At 72.5% G+C, this 21,673-nt stretch carries 19 protein-coding genes; 10 read left to right on the top strand and 9 right to left on the bottom strand.

Going from position 1 to position 21,673, the window contains the following annotated elements:
* The first annotated feature begins 35 nt into the window (after positions 1-35).
* A complete protein-coding gene (locus LQ326_RS28665; protein ID WP_234541590.1) occupies positions 36-1,256 on the top strand; it encodes an acyl-CoA dehydrogenase family protein in 1,221 nt (406 codons plus the stop codon).
* Complete coding sequence (locus tag LQ326_RS28670) at positions 1,253-1,723, top strand: nitroreductase family deazaflavin-dependent oxidoreductase (protein ID WP_234541592.1); 471 nt, start codon at positions 1,253-1,255, stop codon at positions 1,721-1,723. The genes LQ326_RS28665 and LQ326_RS28670 overlap by 4 nt, the downstream gene beginning before the upstream one ends.
* Before the next feature lie 505 nt (positions 1,724-2,228).
* Here LQ326_RS28670 and LQ326_RS28675 read toward each other — a convergent pair.
* On the bottom strand, positions 2,229-2,864 hold the full coding sequence (locus LQ326_RS28675) for a TetR family transcriptional regulator (protein WP_181806137.1): 636 nt from the start codon (positions 2,862-2,864) through the stop codon (positions 2,229-2,231).
* A gap of 180 nt (positions 2,865-3,044) precedes the next feature.
* On the opposite strand from LQ326_RS28675, the gene kbpA reads away from it, so the two are divergent.
* Together kbpA and afsK are read left to right on the top strand one after the other, a co-directional pair.
* The gene (gene kbpA, locus LQ326_RS28680) at positions 3,045-3,776 is read left to right on the top strand and encodes an AfsK-binding protein KbpA (protein ID WP_234541594.1); all 732 of its coding nucleotides are present in this window, start codon (positions 3,045-3,047) and stop codon (positions 3,774-3,776) included.
* Positions 3,777-3,984: 208 nt separating this feature from the next.
* The gene (gene afsK / locus LQ326_RS28685; RefSeq protein ID WP_234541595.1) at positions 3,985-6,333 is read left to right on the top strand and encodes a protein serine/threonine kinase AfsK; all 2,349 of its coding nucleotides are present in this window, start codon (positions 3,985-3,987) and stop codon (positions 6,331-6,333) included.
* A gap of 186 nt (positions 6,334-6,519) precedes the next feature.
* On the opposite strand, the gene LQ326_RS28690 is transcribed toward afsK, so the two are convergent.
* Genes LQ326_RS28690 through LQ326_RS28700 form a run of 3 tightly spaced genes read right to left on the bottom strand, consistent with a single transcriptional unit; the run spans position 6,520 to position 8,871 of the window.
* Entirely contained in the window at positions 6,520-7,296 is a 777-nt protein-coding gene (locus tag LQ326_RS28690) for an enoyl-CoA hydratase/isomerase family protein (protein ID WP_234541598.1), read from the bottom strand.
* Positions 7,293-7,706, bottom strand: coding sequence for a Zn-ribbon domain-containing OB-fold protein (locus tag LQ326_RS28695; protein ID WP_181805591.1), 414 nt, complete (start codon positions 7,704-7,706; stop codon positions 7,293-7,295). The genes LQ326_RS28690 and LQ326_RS28695 overlap by 4 nt, the downstream gene beginning before the upstream one ends.
* Before the next feature lies 1 nt (position 7,707).
* The gene (locus tag LQ326_RS28700; protein ID WP_181805590.1) at positions 7,708-8,871 is read right to left on the bottom strand and encodes a lipid-transfer protein; all 1,164 of its coding nucleotides are present in this window, start codon (positions 8,869-8,871) and stop codon (positions 7,708-7,710) included.
* Positions 8,872-8,967: 96 nt separating this feature from the next.
* Here LQ326_RS28700 and LQ326_RS28705 point away from each other — a divergent pair, with 96 nt between their 5' ends.
* Complete coding sequence (locus LQ326_RS28705) at positions 8,968-10,557, top strand: FadD3 family acyl-CoA ligase (protein WP_308402038.1); 1,590 nt, start codon at positions 8,968-8,970, stop codon at positions 10,555-10,557.
* A 380-nt stretch (positions 10,558-10,937) separates the two neighbouring features.
* Here the strand turns inward: LQ326_RS28705 and LQ326_RS28710 are convergent, their stop codons facing one another.
* The 3 genes from LQ326_RS28710 to LQ326_RS28720 are packed head-to-tail and all read right to left on the bottom strand — an operon-like array spanning position 10,938 to position 12,966.
* Positions 10,938-11,873, bottom strand: a complete 936-nt coding sequence (locus LQ326_RS28710) for an endonuclease domain-containing protein (protein ID WP_234541600.1) — start codon at positions 11,871-11,873, stop codon at positions 10,938-10,940.
* Positions 11,874-11,930: 57 nt separating this feature from the next.
* Complete coding sequence (locus tag LQ326_RS28715) at positions 11,931-12,134, bottom strand: DUF397 domain-containing protein (RefSeq protein WP_234541603.1); 204 nt, start codon at positions 12,132-12,134, stop codon at positions 11,931-11,933.
* Entirely contained in the window at positions 12,115-12,966 is an 852-nt protein-coding gene (locus tag LQ326_RS28720; RefSeq protein WP_234541607.1) for a helix-turn-helix domain-containing protein, read from the bottom strand. The genes LQ326_RS28715 and LQ326_RS28720 overlap by 20 nt, the downstream gene beginning before the upstream one ends.
* 119 nt (positions 12,967-13,085) lie before the next feature.
* Here LQ326_RS28720 and LQ326_RS48395 point away from each other — a divergent pair, with 119 nt between their 5' ends.
* The gene (locus tag LQ326_RS48395) at positions 13,086-13,757 is read left to right on the top strand and encodes an ATP-binding protein (RefSeq protein WP_308402039.1); all 672 of its coding nucleotides are present in this window, start codon (positions 13,086-13,088) and stop codon (positions 13,755-13,757) included.
* Between the two features lie 63 nt (positions 13,758-13,820).
* Here LQ326_RS48395 and LQ326_RS28730 read toward each other — a convergent pair whose 3' ends face one another.
* A complete protein-coding gene (locus tag LQ326_RS28730) occupies positions 13,821-14,033 on the bottom strand; it encodes a hypothetical protein (RefSeq protein WP_234541608.1) in 213 nt (70 codons plus the stop codon).
* Between the two features lie 207 nt (positions 14,034-14,240).
* Positions 14,241-17,222: an SARP-family global regulator AfsR gene (gene afsR, locus LQ326_RS28735; protein ID WP_234541609.1), complete on the bottom strand. Its 2,982-nt coding sequence runs from the start codon at positions 17,220-17,222 to the stop codon at positions 14,241-14,243.
* A 264-nt stretch (positions 17,223-17,486) separates the two neighbouring features.
* Here afsR and LQ326_RS28740 point away from each other — a divergent pair, with 264 nt between their 5' ends.
* From LQ326_RS28740 to LQ326_RS28755, 4 genes are all read left to right on the top strand, one after another.
* A complete protein-coding gene (locus LQ326_RS28740; protein ID WP_234541610.1) occupies positions 17,487-18,722 on the top strand; it encodes an amidohydrolase family protein in 1,236 nt (411 codons plus the stop codon).
* Positions 18,719-19,642, top strand: coding sequence for an LLM class F420-dependent oxidoreductase (locus LQ326_RS28745; RefSeq protein ID WP_234541612.1), 924 nt, complete (start codon positions 18,719-18,721; stop codon positions 19,640-19,642). The genes LQ326_RS28740 and LQ326_RS28745 overlap by 4 nt, the downstream gene beginning before the upstream one ends.
* A 9-nt stretch (positions 19,643-19,651) precedes the next feature.
* Positions 19,652-20,422, top strand: a complete 771-nt coding sequence (locus tag LQ326_RS28750) for an SDR family NAD(P)-dependent oxidoreductase (protein WP_234541613.1) — start codon at positions 19,652-19,654, stop codon at positions 20,420-20,422.
* A gap of 96 nt (positions 20,423-20,518) precedes the next feature.
* Entirely contained in the window at positions 20,519-21,637 is a 1,119-nt protein-coding gene (locus LQ326_RS28755) for an LLM class flavin-dependent oxidoreductase (RefSeq protein ID WP_268207665.1), read from the top strand.
* Positions 21,638-21,673 lie beyond the last annotated feature (36 nt).

Below are 21,673 nucleotides of genomic sequence, written 5' to 3' on the forward strand. Positions count from 1 at the left end.
CATGACGGACCGTCAGATCGTCAGGAGGTCCGGTCATGGACGCCCGCTTCACCGACGAGCAGGACGAGATCCGGCGCGCCCTGCGTGAACTGCTCCACAAACGCTGCCGTCCGGAGGACGTGCGGGCCGCCGTCGACAGGGCGGAGGGGTACGACCCCGGCCTGTGGACGGCCCTCGGCGAGCAGCTGGGCCTGCCCGGCCTCGCCCTTCCCGAGACGTACGGCGGCGCCGGCTGCACGCGCACCGAAGCCGCCCTCGCCGCGGAGGAACTGGGGCGGGCCCTCGCTCCCACCCCGTTCCTCGCCACCGCCGTGCTCGCCGCCCCGCTGCTGCTCGCCCTCGGCACCGACGCCCAGCGGGCCGAACTGCTCCCGAGGATCGCCGACGGCCGCCTCACCGCCGCCCTCGCCGTCCCCGGCACCAGCCTCGCCGCCGCCCTCGCGCTCACCGGCCCGGCCGGCGCCGACTGGGCCGGCGGCGGGCGGGCCGGGGGCGTGCAGGCGTGGCGCACGGCGGGCGGCTGGCGGCTGTACGGACAGGCCGACCAGGTGCTCGACGGGCACAGCGCCGGACTGCTCCTGGTCCCCGCGCACACCGGGGGGTACGCCCGCTCGCGCGTCCTGCTCTTCCTGGTGGCGGGGGACGCCGCCGGGGTGGTACGGACCCGGCGCACCAGCCTGGACCCCACCCGCGGCCAGGCGTGCGTGCAACTGCGCGATGTGCAGGCCGAGCTGCTCGGCTCCGACGAGGACACCGACGTCCAGGCCGCCCTCGCCGGCCTCGGCGACTTCGTGGCCGCCGTGCTCGCGGCCGAGGCCGTGGGCGCCGCCGACCGGGCGCTGGAGCGGACCGTGGAGTACGTGAAGCAGCGGGAGCAGTTCGGGCGGCCGATCGGGTCGTTCCAGGCGGTCAAGCACCGGCTGGCCGACGTGTACGTGGCGGTACGGGCGGCCCGGTCGGCGGCCTACTACGCGGCCTGGGCGACCGGCCGCGCATCAGGTGGCGCGGCGCGGAACGCCGCTGGGGAAGAGCGGGTCGGCGGGCTGGCGCTCGCCCAGGCGCTGGAGGCGCTGCGGACCGCCGCGGGCGAGGGCATCCAGTTGCACGGCGGGATCGGTTTCACCTGGGAGCACGAGGCGCATCTGTACTTCAAGCGGGCAGCCGGGGACGAGCTGCTGTTCGGGCCGGGGCACCGGCTGCGCGGGCACGCGGCGGAAGCGGCCGGACTGTTCGCGGGACAGGAGGTGGCGGTGTGATCGGCAGGCGGCTGGTGCAGAAGGTCTCAGCGACCAGGGGGTTCGCCAAGGTGGCCCCGCACGTGGTCCCGGCCATGGACCGGGCCGTGCACCGGCTCAGCCGCGGCCGGGTGCTGCTCAGCGCCCAGATGCTGCCCGGGGTGATCCTCACCTCCACCGGCGCGCGCAGCGGACGGCCCCGCCGGACGCCGCTGGCGTGCATGCCCGAGGGTGACGGCTGGTTCCTCGTCGGATCCAACTTCGGGCGCACCGGCCATCCCGCCTGGACGTACAACCTCCTCACGCATCCCGCCGCCGAGATCAGCTGGAAGGGGCAGGACATCCCGGTCACCGCCCGGCTGCTGGAGGGAGCGGAGCGGGCGGAGGCCTGGCGGCGGCTGCTGGAGTTCTGGCCGCCGTACGCCGCGTACCAGGAGCGGGTGGACCGGGAGATCCGGATCTTCCGCCTCACGCGCGGCACCTCATAGCGCGTCCTGCGCGAGCGACAGCCCGTCCGATGCCCACCATCGCCGCCCCGAGGCGCGACTGACCCCGCGGACCGCCACCGGTCGGGCCACCAGGATGCGGTGGGCCGGGGAAGGGCGGCGGTCAGGCAGGCGGTGGTGGAGCCGGTGGTGGAGGGGGCAGGGCATGGTCGTGCGGGGGTGGTGGGCCGGGGAAGGGCGGCGATCAGGCAGGCGGAGGTGGAACAGGGGCGTGTGGAAGGGGCCGGACAGGGGTGTCCGGACGCGCAGCGGTTCTTCGGTGAACCCGGCTGCCTGCTGCGGCGGTCACCGTCGGCCTCGTCGGCTTCCTGCGGCTCTGCGGCTCTGCGGCGAACGGTCCGCGACCCTGCAGGGCGTGCGGCGCCCGGCCTCGGCGCTGGTGATGAGGCGCGTGGTCCGCGACCGGCCGCTGCCCGTGTAGGACGACAGGCGGTGGTCCACCGCTGTGTGTGAACCACCGCCTGCCAGACAGGACCCAGGGCGCGGGCTACTTCGTGGGCTTCTTCCCGGTCACGCCCAGATGCACCAAAAGCGCCAGGTTCGGCTTGAGTTCGGCCTGCTTCACGCCCCAGGTCTGGAATCCCTTCTGGTGCGCGGCGACCGCCGCGAGCATCGCGACCAGCGAACCGGCCACGGCCGCCGGGTTCACGTCCTTGTCGACCCTGCCCTTGGCCTGCAACTCCGTGATGGAGTCGGTCAGGGAGTTGTTCACCGAGTTCAGGATCTTCATACGGATCTTGTAGAACCGTTTGTCCCCCTCGGCCGCCCCGAGGTCGACCACGCGCAGGATCGCGTCGTTCCTGCGCCAGAACTCCAGGAAACCGTCCACGAGTTCCTGCGCGGTCGCCCAGCCGGCCTTGCCGACCCAGGAGCGCCCCGCCAGCAGCTCGGTCAACTGGCCGCCCTCGGCGGCCATTTGCTCGGCGATCTCCAGGACGGCGCCTTCGACGTCCGGGAAGTACTGATAGAAGGTCGCGGGCGAAGTCCCCGCCTTCCGGGCGACATCGATGACCTTGACGTCCCGGTAAGGGGAGGAGCTGAGCATCTCGCTGAGGCAGTCGAGCAGCTTCTGCCGGGTCGCCTGCCCACGTCGGCCGGCCACGCGGCCGTCGACGGTACGCACTTGTCCTGTCATGCCGTCAGCTTACCGAGGGGTGATCGGAGCGCGATTCGGCCGACTGCAAATGGGGTGCACGGGGGTACGGAGCGGCCGCACGGCGGCGAAGCGGAAGGGAAAGCGCCGGTCACTCCGGGTGGGTGCGGCTGGTCTGCGCGGTGCGGGCCGGGCGGTTACTTTGACGACATGGCCGAAAACAGGGCATCCGGATACCCCGAGGGCGTCCCGTGCTGGGTGGACGCGCAGCTCCCCGACGTGGAGGCGGGCAAGCGGTTCTACGGCGGGCTCTTCGGGTGGACCTTCGAGGACGCCGACGGACCCGCGGGAGCGGCGGTGTGGGCCCGCCTCGGCGGCGCGGCCGTCGCCAGGCTGGCGCGGAAGCGGGACGGCCGGATGCCCACCGTCTGGACGGTGTACTTCGCGACCCCGGACGCCCGGGACCTCGCCCGCCGGATCGTCGCCGCCGGCGGGCAGATCGTGAACGACCCCGTCCCCGTCCGCGACCTCGGCACCGCCGCGCTGGCCGCCGACCCCACCGGCGCCGTCTTCGGCCTCTGGCAGGCCGCGAGCCACGTCGGCTTCGGCGTCCGGCACGCGCCCGGCGCCTTCGCCTGGGCGCAGCTCTACACCAGCGACACCGACGCGGCCAACGCCTTCTACGGCCGCCTCTTCACCGACGCCCTCTTCGGCGCCGGCGCCGAACCGGACTTCGGCCGCGCCCCCGTGACCGAGGTGTTCGCGGCCGGGATGCCGTCCCAGTTCGTCGTCCACTTCCGCACCGGGGACGTGACGGCGGCGGTCGGGGCCGTGCAGCAGCTGGGCGGCCGGGTCCAGGCGCCGCCCTTCGAGACGTCGTACGGAAGAGTCGCCGTCGTGACCGACAATCAAGGGGCGTCCTTCGCGCTGCTGGAACGCTGAGGCCGGAAAAACCGGAAAAACGCGACTCTGAGCGGGTAAATGTCTGACTTTGTCATGAGACACCCCGATTGGTCACCGGGTTCGCAACCTGCGCCCGGGCCAGGAAGAATCGGGGTGCGTGCCGCCATGGCGGTGCGGTGGTGAGACGCTGCACGGGGTCGCGTACATATGTGGGTGGACGAGGCCCGTACGGGGAGGTGGCAGGCAAGTGGTGGATCAGCTGACGCAGCACGATCCGCGGCGGATCGGGCCGTTCGAGGTGCTGGGACGGCTGGGGGCCGGCGGCATGGGGCTGGTCTATCTGGCACGCTCGGCGTCCGGCCGGCGCGTGGCGATCAAGACCGTCCGGACCGAGCTCGCCGAGGACCAGCTGTTCCGGGTCCGCTTCACGCGCGAGGTGGAGGCGGCCCGCGCGGTCTCCGGCTTCTACACGGCGGCCGTCGTCGACGCCGACCCGCGCGCCGCCGTGCCGTGGCTGGCGACCGCCTACGTGCCGGCGCCCTCCCTCGAAGAGATAGTGAACGACTGCGGCCCGCTCCCGGCCCAGGCGGTCCGCTGGCTCGCGGCGGGCGTCGCCGAGGCGCTCCAGTCGATCCACGGCGCCGGACTCGTCCACCGTGACCTCAAGCCCTCCAACGTCCTCGTCGTCGAGGACGGCCCCCGGGTCATCGACTTCGGAATCGCCTCCGGTGTCTCGAACACCCGGCTGACGATGACGAACGTCGCGGTCGGCACGCCCGCCTACATGTCGCCGGAGCAGGCGAAGGACTCCCGGTCCGTGACCGGCGCGAGCGACGTCTTCTCCCTCGGCTCCATGCTCGTCTTCGCCGCCACCGGCCACCCGCCCTTCCACGGCGCCAACCCGGTCGAGACCGTCTTCATGCTGCTGCGCGAGGGCCCGGACCTCGAAGGCCTCCCGGACGAACTGCGCCCCCTCATCGAGTCCTGCATGCAGATGGAGGCCGCCGCCCGCCCCAACCCGGCCGACCTCCAGGCCCAGCTCGCCCCCCACCTGTTCGGCTCCGGCTCCGACGACAGCGGTACGGCGTCCGCCTGGCTGCCCGAGAAGGCGGTCGGGCTGATCGAGTCCCGCCGCGGTGGCCGCCCGGCCGTGAAACCCTCCGCCGCCCCGTCCGGCCCCCGCGGCGGCGGCCGCCCCGCGGTCCCCCCGCCGCCCTCCTACGACCCCGCGCCCCCGGTCCCGGCCCCGGTCCCCGCCGGCGCCCCCGACGCCGGCCCGATCCGCCTCGCCGGCGCCCAGGTGCCGATCGGCCCCGGCCCGCGCGTCGCCGACGCCCGCGCCGCCGCCGTGAAGGCGCCTCCGCCCGAGGCCGGCCTGGTGGCCAGCTGGTCGCGCCCGCACCCCGGCGTCAACGGCGCCGACCCCGCCGTACCGCCGGTCCCCGCCCTGCCCCCGGAGACGGCGTCCGGCTGGCGGCCCTGGCGGTTCCGGATGTCCAACGACGTCTGGGGCACCCCGGCCGTCGACGGCGACCTCGTCTACGTCACCTCCTTCGAGGTGCACGCCCTCGACGTGGCCACCGGCCGCCGCCGCTTCAAGACGCGCGACGTCGCCTGGTCCATGGCGGTCGCGGACGGCCGTATCCACGCCTCCGACGGCCCCACCCTGTTCGCCGTGGAGGCCCGCGAGGGCGGCGACCTGTGGCGGCTGTCCACCGACGCCTGGGTGTACGCCCTCAAGGCCGACCGCGGCACCCTCGTCACCGGCACCCGGGGCGGCGGCGTCCAGGCCTGGGAGGCGTCCACCGGGCGGAAGCTCTGGGAACTGTCGGGTGCCCAGACCGACTTCGAGGTCCCCGAGTCCGGCCCCGCCCTGCACGACGGCACGGTCTACGTCTGGCAGGACGCGAGACTGCGCGCCCTCGACGCCCGCACCGGCGACGAACGGTGGTCCTACCCCATCGGCGACGCGGCCTCCTGCGGCGGCGTCCCGGTCCGCCTCACCCACGCCGACGACGGCTTCGTGTACGCCTCCGCGGGCACCCGCGTCATCGCCCTCGACACCGCGACCGGGCGCGTGCGCTGGCACTTCGAGGCCCCGGCCGTCTTCCTCTCCCCGCCCGCCTTCGTCCCCGGCCCCGCCGTCACCGGCGGCGGCATCTACCTCGCCGACTACCTCGGCACCGTCTACGCCCTCGACGCCACCGACGGCCGCGACCGCTGGCGCATCGCGACGGAGGCCCGCGCCTCCATCGAGCCGGTGCTCGTCGCCGCCGGCCACGTCCACGTCGGCAGCGGCAAGGGGCTCTACACCCTGGACGCGGTCACCGGCACACCCAAGTGGCGCTTCCAGGCGGGCGGCGACGTGGTGGGCGCCCCGGCGGTGGCCGAGGGCCGCATCCACTTCGGTTCGACGGACCACCTGCTGTACACCCTGAAGGCCGACGACGGCCGCCTGCGCTGGAAGCTGGCGACGGGCGGGGAGATCACCGGGTCGCCGCTGGTGCGCGACGGGGTGGTGTACGCGTGCAGCAAGGACCGGTGCGTTTATGCCTTGGACGCCGAGAAGGGCACCGGTACGGCACGGACCGCGTGAGCGCCGTGAGGGCGCGCGCCGCAGGGCCCCCGCAGGTCCGTCGTGGCTTGTCGCGCAGTTCCCCGCGCCCCTGAAGGGGCGCTGGCGCAGCGCCCTGCTTTTCAGGGGCGCGGGGAACTGCGCGAACGGCCACGACGGGCCCGCAGTCGCGTGGCGGCAGTCAGTGACACCCCTCTGGGCGGTGTCTCAGCGGGTACGAGGGACGGTGCCGCGCTCCCGGTCGGCGAACAGCTCCGACTGGCGCTCGCCGGGCAGGTTGCCCAGGGTGATCAGGTGCGGCGCCTGGGCCCACCCCCGCTCCCGGTCCGCCCCCTTCGCCGCCCACAGCGCCCGTACGCTGCCCTGCACACCCTCCGTCGGATACCCGGCGATCACGGTCGCGCACCGCACGGCCGCCGCCGGCGCCTCCCCGGCGGGCGTCACCTCGGACACCAGCCCCACCTCGTACGCCCTGCGCGCCCCCATCCGCTCGGCGTTGCCCATGAGCACCATCCGGGCCACCTCCCCGTACGGCATCCGCTGCGCCATCAGCACCGACTCGTAGGCGCTGACCATGCCGTAGGAGGTGTGCGGGTCGAAGAAGGCCGCCGTCTCGTCGGCGATCACGAAGTCGCACTCGCCCAGCAGGTAGAAGGCGCCCCCGCAGGCCATCCCGGCCACGGCGGCGATCACCGGCTTCCACAGGTCGTTCGACTTCGGCCCGACGGCGATCAGCGGATCGTCCTGGCTGTACGGCGAGGACGGCTGCGGCACGACGGCGTCCCGGTCGAGCCCGGTGCTGAAGGCGCGCCCGCCGGCCCCGGTGAGGACGACCGCCCGGACGGTGTCGTCGAAGCGCAGCGCCCGCCAGGCGGCGGAGAGCTCGGCGGCCGTCGCGAGGTCGATGGCGTTGAGCCTCGCGGGGCGGTCGAGGGTGAGGACGGCGACCCCGCTCTCCTTGTCGGTGTCCAGCCGCAGGCTCACGGACGCTCCAGGACCCACTGCGGCAGACCGTCCGCGAAGACCGCCTGCACCCGGGCGCCGATCCTGATCCGGTCCGGCGGGAGGGAGTCGAGCGGGGCTCCCGCTCCGCTCACCACGTTCCCCACCATCCGCACCCGGGGCGCGTCGTCCAGTTCCACGACGACGACGTTGTACGGCGCCTGGGCGGCGTAGTCGGGCAGGAGCGGCGGGTGCGGGACGACGTACGACCAGATCCGGCCCCGTCCGCTCGTCGGCCGCCACTCGCTCGCGAAGGACTGGCAGTGCGGGCAGCAGGGCCGGGGCGGAAAGCGGGGTTCGCCGCAGTCGGCGCAGGCCTGGACGCGGAGTTCGCCGCGGGCCGCGTACTCCCAGAAGGGGGCGCCGTCGGTGTCGGTGGCCGGTCGCAGCATCTCAGCTCCGGTTGGTGAGGAGGAGGGCGGAGGTCGGGACGCCCTCGCCGGCGGTGACCAGGCAGGTGGCGGCCCCCGGCACCTGGGCGGTGCTGGTGCCGCGCAACTGCTTGACGCCCTCGGTGATGAGGTTGAACCCGTGCACGTAGGCCTCGGAGAGCCCGCCGCCCCCGGTGTTGATGGGCAGCCGCCCGCCGATCTCCAGCGCCCCCTGCTCGGTGAACGCCCCGCCCTCCCCGCGCCCGCAGAAGCCGTAGCCCTCCAGGGAGAGCGGGATCAGCGCGGTGAACGCGTCGTAGATCTGGGCGACGTCGACGTCCTCGGGGGTGAGGTCGGCGTGCTTCCACAGGTGGCGGGCGGCGGTCCAGGCGGGACCGGTGAGCGGGTCGTCGTTCCAGTAGTTGACCATGCCGTGGTGCTGGGCGGGCAGGCCCTGGGCGGCCGAGTGGACGTAGACCGGGGTCCGCCGGCAGTCCCGGGCCCGTTCGCTGCTGACCACCACACACGCCAGGGCCCCGTCCGTCTCCAGGCAGTTGTCGAAGAGGCAGAGGGGCTCGCTGATCCACCGGGAGGTCATGTACATCTCGCGGGTGAGGGGGCGGTCGTACATGACGGCGGCGGGGTTCTGGTTGGCGCGGTTGCGGCAGGCGAGGGCGACGTTGAAGAGATGGTCGCGGGTGGCGCCGTACTCGTGCATGTAGCGGCGGGTGAGCATGGCTATCTCGTCGGCGGGCCGGAGCAGGCCGAAGGGGCGGGTCCACTGGGCGGGGGTCGGGAGCTGGACGGTGGTGTTGGTCCAGGGCCGGGGCCCGGACCCCCGCTTCCGGGACCGCCACGCCACCCCCACGGTGGCCTGGCCGGAGGCGATGGCCGCGGCGAGGTGCGCGACGGTCGCACAGGAGCCGCCGCCCCCGTACCCCACCTTGCTGAAGAAGGTCAGATCCCCGAGCCCGACCGCCTTCGCCAGCTCCACCTCGTCGGTCTCCTCCATGGTGAAGGAGGCGAGGGCGTCGACCTCGCCGGGCGCGATGCCGGCGTCGTCGAGGGCGGCGAGGACGGCCCGGCAGGCGAGGGTCTTCTCGTCCTCGCCGAGCCGTTTGGCGAAGGGGGTCTGCCCGATCCCGACGATGGCGGTGGCGTCCTTGATGCCTCTGAGACCGGCCATGTCCCCGCACCTCCACGGCAGTCGCGGTTTGCTGACAGGCCGTCAGGCTACCGCTAATCTGACGGACAGTCAGCTATGCGTCCGGGGAGGCCGGTTGTGCGCGGTGACATGGAGTGGGGGACCGTTCCGGGGCTGGTGCGGTCGGCGGCGAAGCGGTACGCGGACGTCGAGGCGGTGGTGGACGGCCGGACCCGGATCACCTACGCCGAGCTGGGCGCCCGGGTGGAACGGGCGGCGGCCGCCTGCCTGGCCGCCGGCGTCGGGGCGGGCGACCGGGTGGGCATCTGGGCGCCGAACTCGCTCGACTGGATCGTCGCGGCGCTGGGCGCGGTGTCGGCGGGCGGGGTGCTGGTCCCGCTGAACACCCGCTTCAAGGGCAAGGAGGCGGCGGACGTGCTGCGCAGGAGCGGGGCCCGGCTGCTCTTCGTGACGGGGACGTTCCTGGGGACCTCGTACGTGGCGTCGCTGCGGCGGGCGGCGGGGGAGGGAGCCGGGGACGGCCAGGTGCCGCTGCCGGGTCTGCCCGGCCTGCGGGACGTGGTGGTGCTGTCGGAGGACGCGCCGGCCGGCTTCCGCACCTGGAAGGACTTCCTGGCGGCCGGAGAGGGCGTCGGCGCCGGCCAGGTCGCCGCCCGTGCGGCGGAGCTGGACGGCACCTGCCTCTCCGACATCATCTTCACGTCCGGTACGACGGGCCGCCCGAAGGGCGCGATGATCACCCACGCGCAGACGCTCCGCGCGTACGAGATCTGGGCGGACCTGGCGGGCCTGCGGAACGGTGACCGCTACCTGATCGTCAACCCGTTCTTCCACACCTTCGGTTACAAGGCCGGGGTGATCGCGTGCCTGATGCGCGGGGCGACGATGATCCCGCAGCCGGTGTTCAGCGTGGAGACGGTCCTGGCGAACGTCGCCGCGGAGCGGGTGTCGGTGCTGCCCGGCCCGCCGACCCTGCACCAGTCGCTCCTGGACCACCCGGCCAGGGACGCCCACGACCTCTCCGCCCTGCGGCTGGTGGTGACGGGCGCGGCCGTCGTACCCCTCCGCCTCGTGGAGCGGCTGCGCGGCGAACTCGGCGTCGAGACGGTCCTCACCGCCTACGGCCTCTCCGAGGCGAGCGGGATCGTGACGATGTGCCGCCGGGGCGACGATCCGACGGTGATCGCGTCGACGTCGGGGCGGGCGATACCCGGGACGCAGGTGCGGGTGGACGAGGCCGGGGAGGTGCTGGTCCGCGGCTTCAACGTCATGCGCGGCTACTTCGAGGACGCGGCGGCGACGGCCGAGACGCTCACGGAGGACGGCTGGCTGCGCACCGGCGACGTCGGCGTGCTGGACCCGGACGGCAACCTCCGCATCACCGACCGCCTGAAGGACATGTTCATCGTCGGCGGCTTCAACGCCTACCCGGCGGAGATAGAGCAACTGCTGGGCCTGCACCCGGAGGTGGCGGACGTCGCGGTGATCGGCGTACCGGACGGGCGGCTCGGCGAGGTCGGCAAGGCGTTCGTGGTGCGGCGGGCGGGAGCGGTGCTGACGTCCGACGACCTGATCGCCTGGGCCCGCCGCGAGATGGCGAACTACAAGGTCCCGAGGACCGTCGAGTTCGTCCGAGAGCTCCCCCGCAACGCTGGCGGAAAGGTCCTGAAGGGCGAACTCAGGACAGGCGACCGGGCCGCTCGTTGACATGCGCCCGCGGGCGCGGCCTGACGGCCCGAAGGCGCGGCTCCGAAGGCGGCTCCGAAGGCGCCGTCCCGAAGACACGGCCCCCAAGGCGCGGCCCCCAAGACGCGGTTGGAAGATATGGGCCATCCCCCCCCGCAGCGACCTGCGACATTGCCACCCCCCGCTTGCCCATATCTTCCCATCCCGGGTGAGCTGTTACCGGTGCGGCCGACCTGGCTCGGGCGACTGGTCGCGGTGGCACTCACCGCAGGCCCTGAGTCGTCCCTGCGGGCCGCCATTCACGAGCGGTGACGCCCGGCTTACGGGCGAGGTGGGACCCGCCCACGGCCCGGGCGAGCGGTCCGGCCGAACGCGGGTACACCGACCGGGGCGGCGAACGGTCACCGCTGGTCGGCGGCGAGTGCGTCAAGGGCAGCCCGGATCTCCTCGATCATGCGGGCGGGCCGGTGGAAGACGTCCTCAGCGCCGAAGCGGAGCAGGCTGCGGATTTCGGCGGATCGGAGGATCTGGTTGAAGCGGGTCATGTCCCGTCGATGGGAGTCGCGGGTGCCGTGGTAGGTGTAACCCTCGATCTCCACCCCCAGCCCCTCCTTCCGGAAGAGGAAGTCGAGGAAGCGGGGGCGGCCGTCCGGGGTGCGTACCTCGGCCTGGCTCTCGGGGCGGAGCCCGGCGTCGTACATGCGCAGCCGGGCGACGGTCTCGGCGGGCGAGCCGGCGAGCGGGTCGGTCAACCGCAGCCGTTCCCGGCCGCCTCTCGCACGCCGTGGCATCGCTTCGAGGGCGTTCGCGATCGAAGCAGGACCGAGGATCGGGGGACGGCGGAGCCGCCCGACCCTCCGGTGGGAGAGGGCCGAGTCCACGGCTACGACCGCTTCGTCCCGTGGGCTGTCCCGGAGCAGGTCGGCGAGCGTGCGGGCAGGTGGGGTGAGCCGCAGCCCCTGCCGTTCCCACACGTCCTGAGTGCTGAGCGGGAGTCGGTGTACGCGTACGCCGCTGCCCACGCGACGGATGCTCAGCTGCGGGTCCGTGAACTCCAGGGGCGCGTCGGAGGCGCCGCTCAGGGTCTCGATGCGCCAGATCGGCGCCGCCGAGAGGTGGCTCACGACCAGCCGGGGTTCGAGGAGCTGCACTGCCCGCAGCCGGGTGAGCAGGTCGGGGTCGCGCCCGGGCTCGGCCCAGGCGCCGTACCGGAGCCGTGTCCAGCCCTCGTCCCGTAGCGCACGTGTCAGACTCCGCCGGGGCCAGCCGGCCGCGACGGCCCGTGAGGTGAGGAGGATGCCCAACTCCGTCAGCGTGCGTAAGTCCCTGCGTTCCACCCGGTGAAGATCGCAGATTCCCGGAATCGCCGCCCGGCCTGTGGACAACTCGTGGGTTCAGCCCTTCAGAGAGCCGAGAAAGGCGGTCCAGGCGAGCGGACGGAAGAGAAGGACAGAGCCGTCCTGGTCCTTCTTCGAGTCACGGACGGGGACCACGTCCGGGTGCGGGGCGGCGACCTCGACGCACTCGCCGCCGCTGCCGTTGCTGTAACTGCTCCTGCGCCACACGGCGTTGCTCAGGTCAATCCCGGTGCTTGCCATCTCGGTAGTCCTCCGCCGCTCGTTCGACCATGGCCAGGGACGCCTCTGGCGGGAGTGCCGCCGCCCTGAGTAGATCGTACGACCTGCGGTAGTCCTTCACGAGCGCCGGATAGTCGATGAGTTGGCCGTTATGGAGTCCCTCGGTATAGGCCACCGGCGGGGCGTCCGGGAAGGTCATCACTCGCATCATGCCCATCATGAACGGATGGGCATGTGCCGTTTCCGGAAGGATCTGCAGAACGCCCTGCGTGGAGCGGATGACCTGGGCGATGTGCTCCAGCTGGACCGCCATCTCCGCCGGGGGCAGGAGAGGCCTGCGGACGACGGACTCGTGCAGGACCGCCCAGAACGACGGCCGCTCCTCCTGCTTCCAGATCTCCGCACGCTTCAGCCGGGCGCGGACCTGCTTGTCGACCGTCTCGGGCGCCAGCCAGGGCAGCGACGTGTGTACGACCGCCTCGGCGTACGCCGGGGTCTGCAACAGCCCCGGCACCAGCATCGGAGCCCAGTCCTCGATCGTCTCCGCCCGCGGCTCCATCTCCGCCACGTCCGCGAAGTACTCCGCGTGCCCCGACTGCCGTGCCCGGCGGGCGTCTTCACAGCGACGCTCGAAAAACCCGTCCGTCTTCAGCACCTTGTCGACGTGCCGGGCGAGATCGAGCGGCATGCGCCGCTCGCCGCGCTCGATCTGGCTCAGGAAGGGGACGCCGCGGAAGCTTCCTTCCGCGAGCTGTTCGAGCGTGAGGCCCGCGAGTTCCCGCTGGTAGCGCAACTCGGCGCCGTAGAAGGAGGGGACATTGGCCGACGCGTCGGGATCCTTGCGTGGGGGCACAACTCATCACCGCCGTTTGCCTGTTGCGCTTGCGTAGTCGAAGCCTCTTCAACGATACGCGGGTATGCGCCACTCTGTGACCGAATCATCACAGAGCGCACAGGAAGGTGTACGCGACCGTGTCCTCTCAGTTCACCCCCGCCCCCGCCCCGGCTGCCGATTCCGCCTATGACACGACCCTCTGTGTGGAGGAACTGCGGGACGCCCTCGCCGCCCATGGCATCACGCTGCCGTCCATGCGGGTGGACCTGCCGAGTTTCGCGGCCACGTACGGACCGTCGCCGGGCTTGGTGGCACTCGGCAACTGCAACGTGGCGACGGCGCGGAGACTGACCGCGCTGTTGCGGGTGGACGACGGGGCGCCGTGCCCGCCGCCGCTGGACCTCGATCTCCTGGCTGTCCCCGAGGCGGTGCCCGGACTACGGCGTACCGTCCGCCGGTATCTCGGAGCACCCTGCGCCGATGTCCAGCTCTGTGTCACGGAACTCGTGGCCAACGTTGTCCGTCACGTGGGGGAGGGCACCCCGATCCGCGTGCGGGTGGTCCGAGTGGCGGGAGCCTGTCTACGCGTCGAGGTCAGCGACGCCGATGCCCGCGCTCGTCCCGTGCTCCGACGTGCCGGCGCCGACGACGAAACCGGGCGCGGCCTCGCGCTGCTCGACGCCGTGACCTTGCGCTGGGGTGTGGAACACGGCGCCGAGGGCAAGACGGTGTGGTGCGAGTTGGGCCAGGCCGAGACCAGGACGGGCGGGCGGTGGAACGACCCGGTCACCGGGCCCGCACGTTCTTGAACACGTCGGCCGCGACGGCTTCCCCTCCGCGCCGCCGCGGCCTGTCCCCCTGGTGGGCGCGGGTCACGCCTTCTCGGTGCCGGCGTGGTTCTCCAGCGTCGTCACGACGGACTCCGGCAGGATGCCGGCGTGGTTCTCCAGCGGCTTGACGGTTTCGTTCTCCGTGACACTGCCGGCGTGGTTCTCCAGCGGCTCGACCGTCGAGGAACCGTCGTCCGGGCTGCCGGCGTGGTTCTCCAGCGTGGCGATCTTCGGCTTCTTCGTGGCTTCGGTCATCGTCGGCACCTCTCTGCTGAGCTTCTGAGAAAGCGATGTGCCCGTCCGGTGACTCCCCCGGGTGTCGCCGGACGGGCACATCAAGGCCGCTCACCCTAAACGGTGGGGCCGGGTGCCGAGCCGTCTGCCCCCCGACGCGGCGGCTGGCACTCATGAGAATGGCGTGCGGCGATAAACAAACCATGAACGCGCAGTCCGCCCGGCTCCTCAGGCCGCCGCGGCCGGCCTGAGGAGTGCCCTCACCTGCTCGGCCTCGGCCGCCCCGAACTGCTCGTGGATGGTGAGCGCCTCGCTCCAGCACGCGCGGGCCCGGTCGGTCTGCCCCAGGTGGCTGAGGGCCTGCCCGAGCGTGGTCAGTACGTTGGCCCGCATCCAGTCACCTCCGATGACCTGGAGGGCGAGTGCCTGCTCCGCGTGCCGTGCCGCCAGGGCGAGGTGGCCCCCGACGAGATGGGCCTCGGAGATACGGAAGTTCGCCGTGCCCTCCCAGAGGCGCTGCCGGTTCTCCCGGAAGAGCCGCAGGGCTTCGTGGAGTTGCTCCAGCGCCTCGGGTACCCGGCCTGCCGCGCTGAGCGCGATCCCGAGAGCGAGACGGGCGTTGGCGACGCGCACGGTCATACCGAGCTGGTCGTAGATGGCGAGTCCCCGCTCGGCCAGTTCGACGGCGGTCGTCAGCCGTCCCAGCTTGACGTGGATACGGGAGAGGTTGCACAGGGCACTGGCCTCGCCGGGCAGGTTGCCGTCGGCGCGGTAGTTGTCGATCGCCTCGCGCAGGTGCCGCTCTCCGTCGTCGTTGCGTCCCTGGTAGAGGGCGATGATCCCGCGGTCGTTCGGAGCCCAGCAGCAGGGCGCGAGGTCTCCCGCGGCCTGGGCGAGCCCGATGGCGAGCCGGGCCTCCTCGTCGGCCTGCGTGAACTTGTCGGAGACCAGGAGGGCGTTGGTCAGCGCGGTGCGGGCCCGGCCCTCGGCGCGCTGGTCGCCCAGCTCGTGGGCCAGGTCGCGGAGTGCCACGGCGGTCGCCTCGTACCGGTGCGAGTTGGCACCGGACTCCGCGAGGTCCTTGGCGACCCACAGCAGGTCGACGGCGCGCCTGAGCATTCCGAGGGCCGCGCTCTGCCGGACACAGGCCAGGAGGCAGTCACCCTCGGCGTAGAGCCAGTCGACCGCGGTCTTGGAGTCGGTGATGGGCAGGCCGGGATAGGAGGTCGGCTCCAGGTGGTTCACCAGCCGGTCTCCCGGCCGTTCGATCGCGTACACCCCCGCCGCCGTCGCCAGGTAGAAGTCCAGGAGGCGGGACATGGCCGCCTCCTTCCCCCACTGCCCGGGAGGTGTGGGAGGTACCCCCGTGCCCGGCGGCTGCTCGTCCCGCTCCGCGCACGCACGCGCGTACAGCCGCACGAGGTCGTGGAAGCGGTAACGGCCCGGAGCCGCCGATTCCAGCAACGACGTGTCGACCAGGGTCTCCAGCAGGTCCTCGGCCGCCTCCACCGGCAGATCGAGCACCGCCGCGGCCGCCGCCAGCGAGATGTCCGGTCCGTCGGCCAGGCCGAGGAGGCGGAAGGCCCGGGCCTGGGCCGGTTCCAGGGCGCCGTAGCCCAGTTCGAAGGTCGCCTTCACCGCCAGGTCGCCGGCCTGGAGTTCGTCGAGGCGGCGGCGCTCGTCGGCGAGCTTCTCCGCCAGGACGCAGACCGTCCAGGTGCGGCGGGCCGCGAGACGCGACGCGGCGATGCGGATGGCGAGGGGGAGGAAGCCGCAGGCCGCCACCACGTCCAGGGCGGCCTTGCGCTCGGCGGCGACCCGCTCCGCACCGACGATCTTCGTGAAGAGCTGCAGCGCCTCGTCGGGGGACATCACGTCCAGGTCCACCAGGTGGGCCCCGGCCAGGTCCACCATGCGGACGCGTGACGTCACCAGGGCCGCGCAGCCCTCCGTGCCCGGCAGCAGCGGACGTACCTGGGCCGCGTCCTTCGCGTTGTCCAGCAGGACGAGGACCCGGCGGCCGTCCAGGACCGAGCGGTACAGGGCCGCCCGGTCGTCCAGGGAGTCGGGGACGGACGCGTCCGGGGTGCCCAGGGCGCGCAGGAAGGAGCCCAGGACCGTCTCCGGTTCCGCCGCCCGCGGGCCCGCGCCCTGCAGGTCCACGTACAACTGGCCGTCCGGGAAGGCGGAGCGGGCCTGGTGCGCCACATGGACGGCCAGGGTCGTCTTGCCGACGCCTCCGATGCCCGCCAGCGCCGAAACGGCCATCACCCGGCCCTCCGCCGACGTCAGCGCCTCGCTCAGCTGGGCGACGAAGGCGGACCGGCCCGTGAAGTCGGGGACCGTCGCCGGGAGCTGGGCGGGGCGGACGGGGGCGGACGGGGGAGCCGGCGCGGGGGAGGAGGGCTCGGCCAGGGCCGGGTCGGCCTGGAGGATGCGCTGTTGCAGGTCGCGCAGGCCGGACCGCGGGTCGACGCCGAGTTCCTCGGCGAGCAGGCGGCGGGTGTCGGCGTACACCGCGAGGGCCTCCGCCTGGCGGCCGCTGCGGTACAGGGCGAGCATGAGGAGTTCGCGGAGGCGCTCGCGGAGGGGGTGGGCCGCGGTGAGGGCCGTCAGCTCCGACACCGCCTCCGCGTGGCAGCCTTGCTCCAGGTCCATGTCAAGGCGGGATTCGAGGAGCTGGAGCCGCCACTCCTGCAGCCGGGTCCGCTGGGTGTCGGCGTACGGGCCCGGCACCCCGGCCAGCGGTTCGCCCTCCCACAGGGCGAGCGCCCGGTTCAGCTCCTCCCGGGCCTGACCCAGGTCCCCGGCGCCGCGCGCCTTCTCGGCCGCCGCCGCCAGGTCCTGCGCCACGGCCAGGTCCAGGGCGCCCTCGCCGAGCCCGCGCACCGCGTACCCGCCGGACTCGCTGACCAGGACGCCGGGGTCCAGGACCTTGCGCAGCCGGGAGGCGTACGTGCGCACCGCCGCCAGCGCCTGCGACGGCGGCTCGGGACCCCACAGCGCGTCGATCAGCTCGGCCGCGGTCGCCGTCCGGCCCTCGCGGAGCAACAGGGCGGCCAGCAGCGCGCGTTGCTGCGGTGAGCCGGTGGTGAGCGGCGCCTCCGCGCGCCAGGCGCGCACCGGACCGAGCACACTGAAGCGCACCGTCGCGGCCTCCGCCGAGGAGGAGGCGCGCCGCTGCTCCGGCACCCGCGGTCCACCGTCCATGCATGTCTCCCTAGACATCCCGCTTCACCCCGTCAGTCTGCCTTGTCCGGGCGGGTTGCGTCAGCCGGGGGAGATGCCGATCACAGGCCGACACGCGGTGGTCCACACAGTCTTCACGCGGCGGCCTCCGTGAGCGGGTCCGGTTCGTGGCGGAACGGCGTCGGGGACGGGGTCGTCCCCGGCGCCGCCGCCGCTCTTCATTCGTCTGACGAACCGTCATTCCGATAGCTGACGGTTCGTCAGATCGGCGCTACCGTGAGCGCCATGGACACCCAGGACGGCACCTTCCCGCTGATCATCTCCGTCGACGACCACACCGTGGAGCCGCCGGACGTCTGGCAGTCCCGCCTCCCGAAGAAGTACCTGGACACCGGTCCGCGCATCGTCCGGGCCCCGCTGCGGGAGATGAGCTTCCTCGGCGGCCGCTTCAAGCCCGTCATGGGCAGGCCGGGCGAGGACGGGCCGACCGGCGACTGGTGGATCTACGAGGACCTGCACCGCCCCCTCACCCGCCTCGACACCGCCGTCGGCTACGGGCGCGACGAGATCAAGCTCGAAGTGATCACGTACGAGCAGATGCGGGCGGGGTCGTACGACGTCCCGCAGCGGCTCGCCGACATGGACGTCAACCACGTCCAGTCCGCGCTCTGCTTCCCGACCTTCCCCCGCTTCTGCGGGCAGACCTTCACCGAGGCCAAGGACCGCGAGCTGGCGCTGCTGTGTGTGCAGGCCTACAACGACTGGATGGTGGAGGAGTGGTGCGGCCCGCTGGCCCAGGGCCGCCTGATACCCCTCATCCTCATCCCGCTGTGGGACGCCCGACTGGCCGCCGCCGAGGTCCGCCGCAACGCGGCCCGCGGGGTCCGCGCCGTCGCCTTCTCCGAGATACCCCCGCACCTGGGGCTCCCCTCCGTGCACACCGACGACTGGGACCCCTTCCTCGCAGCCTGCGACGAGACCGGCACGGTCGTCGCCATGCACATCGGCTCCAGCAGCCGGATGCCCTCCACCTCCGCCGACGCCCCGCCCGCCGTCGGCTCCACCATCACCTTCGCCAACTGCTGCTTCTCGATGGTCGACTGGCTGATGAGCGGCAAGTTCGAGCGCTTCCCGAACCTCAAGGTGATGTACGCGGAGGGTCAGATCGGCTGGATCCCCTACATCCTGGAGCGCGCCGACGTCGTCTGGGAGGAGAACCGCGCCTGGGGCGGCGTCGCCGACAAGGTCACCCGCCCGCCGTCCGAACTCTTCGCCGAGCACGTCTACGGCTGCTTCTTCGACGACGCCTTCGGCCTGAAGAACCTCGACGCGATCGGCGTCGGCAACGTCCTCTACGAGACCGACTACCCGCACTCCGACTCCACCTGGCCGAAGTCGAGGGAGGTCGGGGAGGCGCAGATGGGTCATCTGGCGCCGGACGTGGTGGAGCGGATCGTCCGGGGCAACGCGATCGAGCTGCTGGGGCTGACTCCCGACGGGCTCTGGGGCGGTCCGCGGTGAGCCTCGACTACGGCATCCAGCTCCCCGTCCAGTCCCAGTCCACCCTCTACGCCGAGGACTGGGAGGCCGGGGCGGGCGCCGCGGACCTGGTCGAGATCGCGCGGGCCGTCGACCGGGCCGGCTTCGCCTACCTCGCCGTCTGCGACCACGTGGCGATCCCGCGCCGGCTGGCCGAGGCCATGAGCACCGTCTGGTACGACCCGGTGGCCACCCTCGCCCACCTGGCCGCCGTGACCGAGCGGGTACGGCTGCTCAGCCATGTCGCCGTCGTGGGACTGCGCCACCCCCTGCTCTCCGCCAAGCAGTACGCGACCCTCGACCACCTCTCCGGCGGCCGCCTGGTCCTCGGCGTCGGGGCCGGGCACGTGCGGGAGGAGTTCGAGGTGCTGGGGGTGGACTTCGGGCGGCGCGGAGCGGTGCTGGACGAGGTGATCGACGCGTTGCGGGCGGCTCTGGGGGCGGACGAGTTCCCGTCCCACCACGGGAAGTTCTACGACTTCGACGGGCTCGGGCAGCGGCCCCGGCCCGCGCAGGAGCGGGTACCGGTGTGGGTCGGCGGGTCGTCGCCGGCCGCGGTACGGCGGGCCGCGCTCAAGGGCGACGGCTGGCTGCCGCAGGGCGACCCCAGGGACCGGCTCCCGGACCAGATCGCCCGGCTGCGACGGCTGCGCGAGGAGGCGGGCCTCGAAGAGCCGATCACCATCGGCGCGATCACCGAGCCGCTGTACGTCGGCACGCCCGACTGGGCGGTGGGCCGCCGCACGCTCAGCGGTGCCCCCGAGGCCCTCGCCGAGTCGCTGCGGGCGTACGGCGCGATGGGCGTGCACCAGGTCCAGGTGCGGTTCCGCAGCCGGAGCCGGGCCGAACTCATCGACCAGATCGAGGCGTTCGGGGCGGATGTCGCGCCCCTTCTCACCTGAGGGAGTGGCATGGGCAAGCTGGACGGGCGGGTCGTCATCGTCACCGGGGCGGCGCGCGGACAGGGCGAGCAGGAGGCGCGGCTCTTCGTCGCCGAGGGCGCGAGAGTCGTCGTCGCCGATGTGCTGGACGACCAGGGCCAGGCACTCGCCAAGGAGATCGGGGCGGTCTACGTCCACCTGGACGTGGGGGTGGAGGCGGAGTGGCAGGCCGCCGTCGCCGCCGCGAAGACGGCGTACGGGCGTCTCGACGGGCTGGTGAACAACGCGGGCATCCTGCGCTTCAACGCGCTCGTGGACACGCCCCTCGACGAGTTCATGCAGGTGGTGCAGGTCAACCAGGTCGGCTGCTTCCTGGGCATGAAGACGGTGGCGCCCGAGCTGGACGACGGCGGGACCATCGTCAACACGGCCTCCTACACCGCGCTGACCGGCATGGCGGCGGTCGGCACCTACGCCGCCACCAAGCACGCGGTGCTCGGGCTCACCCGGGTCGCCGCCCTGGAACTCGCCGACCGGCGCATCCGCGTCAACGCGATCTGCCCCGGCGCCATCGACACCGCGATGTCCAACCCGGCCCGGCTGGACCCGGCCGCCGACCCGGCGGAGATGAGCCGCGCGCTGGACGAGCTGTACCGCAAGCTCGTGCCGCTGGGCCGGATCGGGCGGGCGGAGGAGGTGGCCAAGCTGGCGCTCTTCCTGACCTCGGACGACTCGTCGTACATCACCGGGCAGCCGTTCGTGATCGACGGGGGCTGGCTGGCGGGAGTCAGTGTCATCTGACGAGCCATCAGCTATTGACGAATCTGACGCAACGTCAGAAAGTCGTAGGACTCAGAGGACCACAGGGACCACCTGGAAATGGGACGGTGAACCGCCTTGGAATTCGGGCTCTTTGTACAGGGATACGTGGGCAAGCGAGCCGAGACAGACCCGCTGGCCGAGCACAAGGCACTGATGGAGGAGACCGAGTACGTCATCCAGGCGGACAAGTCCGGCTTCAAGTACGCCTGGGCCTCCGAGCACCACTTCCTCGACGAGTACTCGCACCTGTCCGCCAACGACGTGTACCTGGGCTACCTGGCACACGCCACCGACCGGATCCACCTCGGCTCCGGGATCTTCAACCCCCTCGCCCAGGTCAACCACCCCGTGAAGGTGGCCGAGAAGGTCGCCATGCTCGACCATCTCAGCGGTAACCGCTTCGAGTTCGGCAGCGGGCGGGGCGCAGGCTCCCACGAGATCCTCGGGTTCATCCCTGGTGTGACCGACATGAACTACACCAAGGAGATCTGGGAGGAGACCATCGCCGAGTTCCCCAAGATGTGGCTCCAGGACGAGTACGTCGGCTTCCAGGGCAAGCACTGGCAGCTGCCGCCGCGCAAGGTGCTGCCGAAGCCGTACGGCAAGTCGCACCCGGCGATGTGGTACGCGGCCGGGTCGCCGCCGTCGTACGCCATGGCGGCGAAGAAGGGGCTCGGGGTGCTGGGGTTCAGCATCCAGAAGGTCTCGGACATGGAGTGGGTGCTCGAGCAGTACAAGACGGCGATCGTGAACGCGGAACCGGTCGGGGACTTCGTCAACGACAACGTCATGGTGACGACGACGGCGATCTGCGCGCCGACCCACGACGAGGCGATCCGCATCGCCGCGTCCGGCGGGCTGCACTACCTCCCCTCGCTGGTGTTCCGGTACCACGACACCTTCCCGCGGCCCGAGGGCTTCCCGGAGTGGCCGGAGACGCTGCCGGAGTACACGCCGGAGTTCGTGGAGCTGCTGGTCGAGGAGGAGCTGCTGATCTGCGGCGACCCGGACGAGGTGCTGCGGCAGTGCAAGCGGTGGGAGCAGGCCGGGGCGGACCAGCTGAGCTTCGGGCTGCCGGTGGGGGTGCCGAAGGAGGAGACGCTGCAGACGATCCGGTTGATCGGGGAGCACGTGATTCCGAAGATCGACACGGATCCGGTGCACCGGACCACGCGGTTCCGGGAAGCCGCCTGAGGTCGTACCGCGGCTGCGGGTGCGTGGGGGCTGATC

The organism is Streptomyces shenzhenensis, assembly GCF_021462265.1.
Lineage (GTDB): Bacteria > Actinomycetota > Actinomycetes > Streptomycetales > Streptomycetaceae > Streptomyces > Streptomyces shenzhenensis.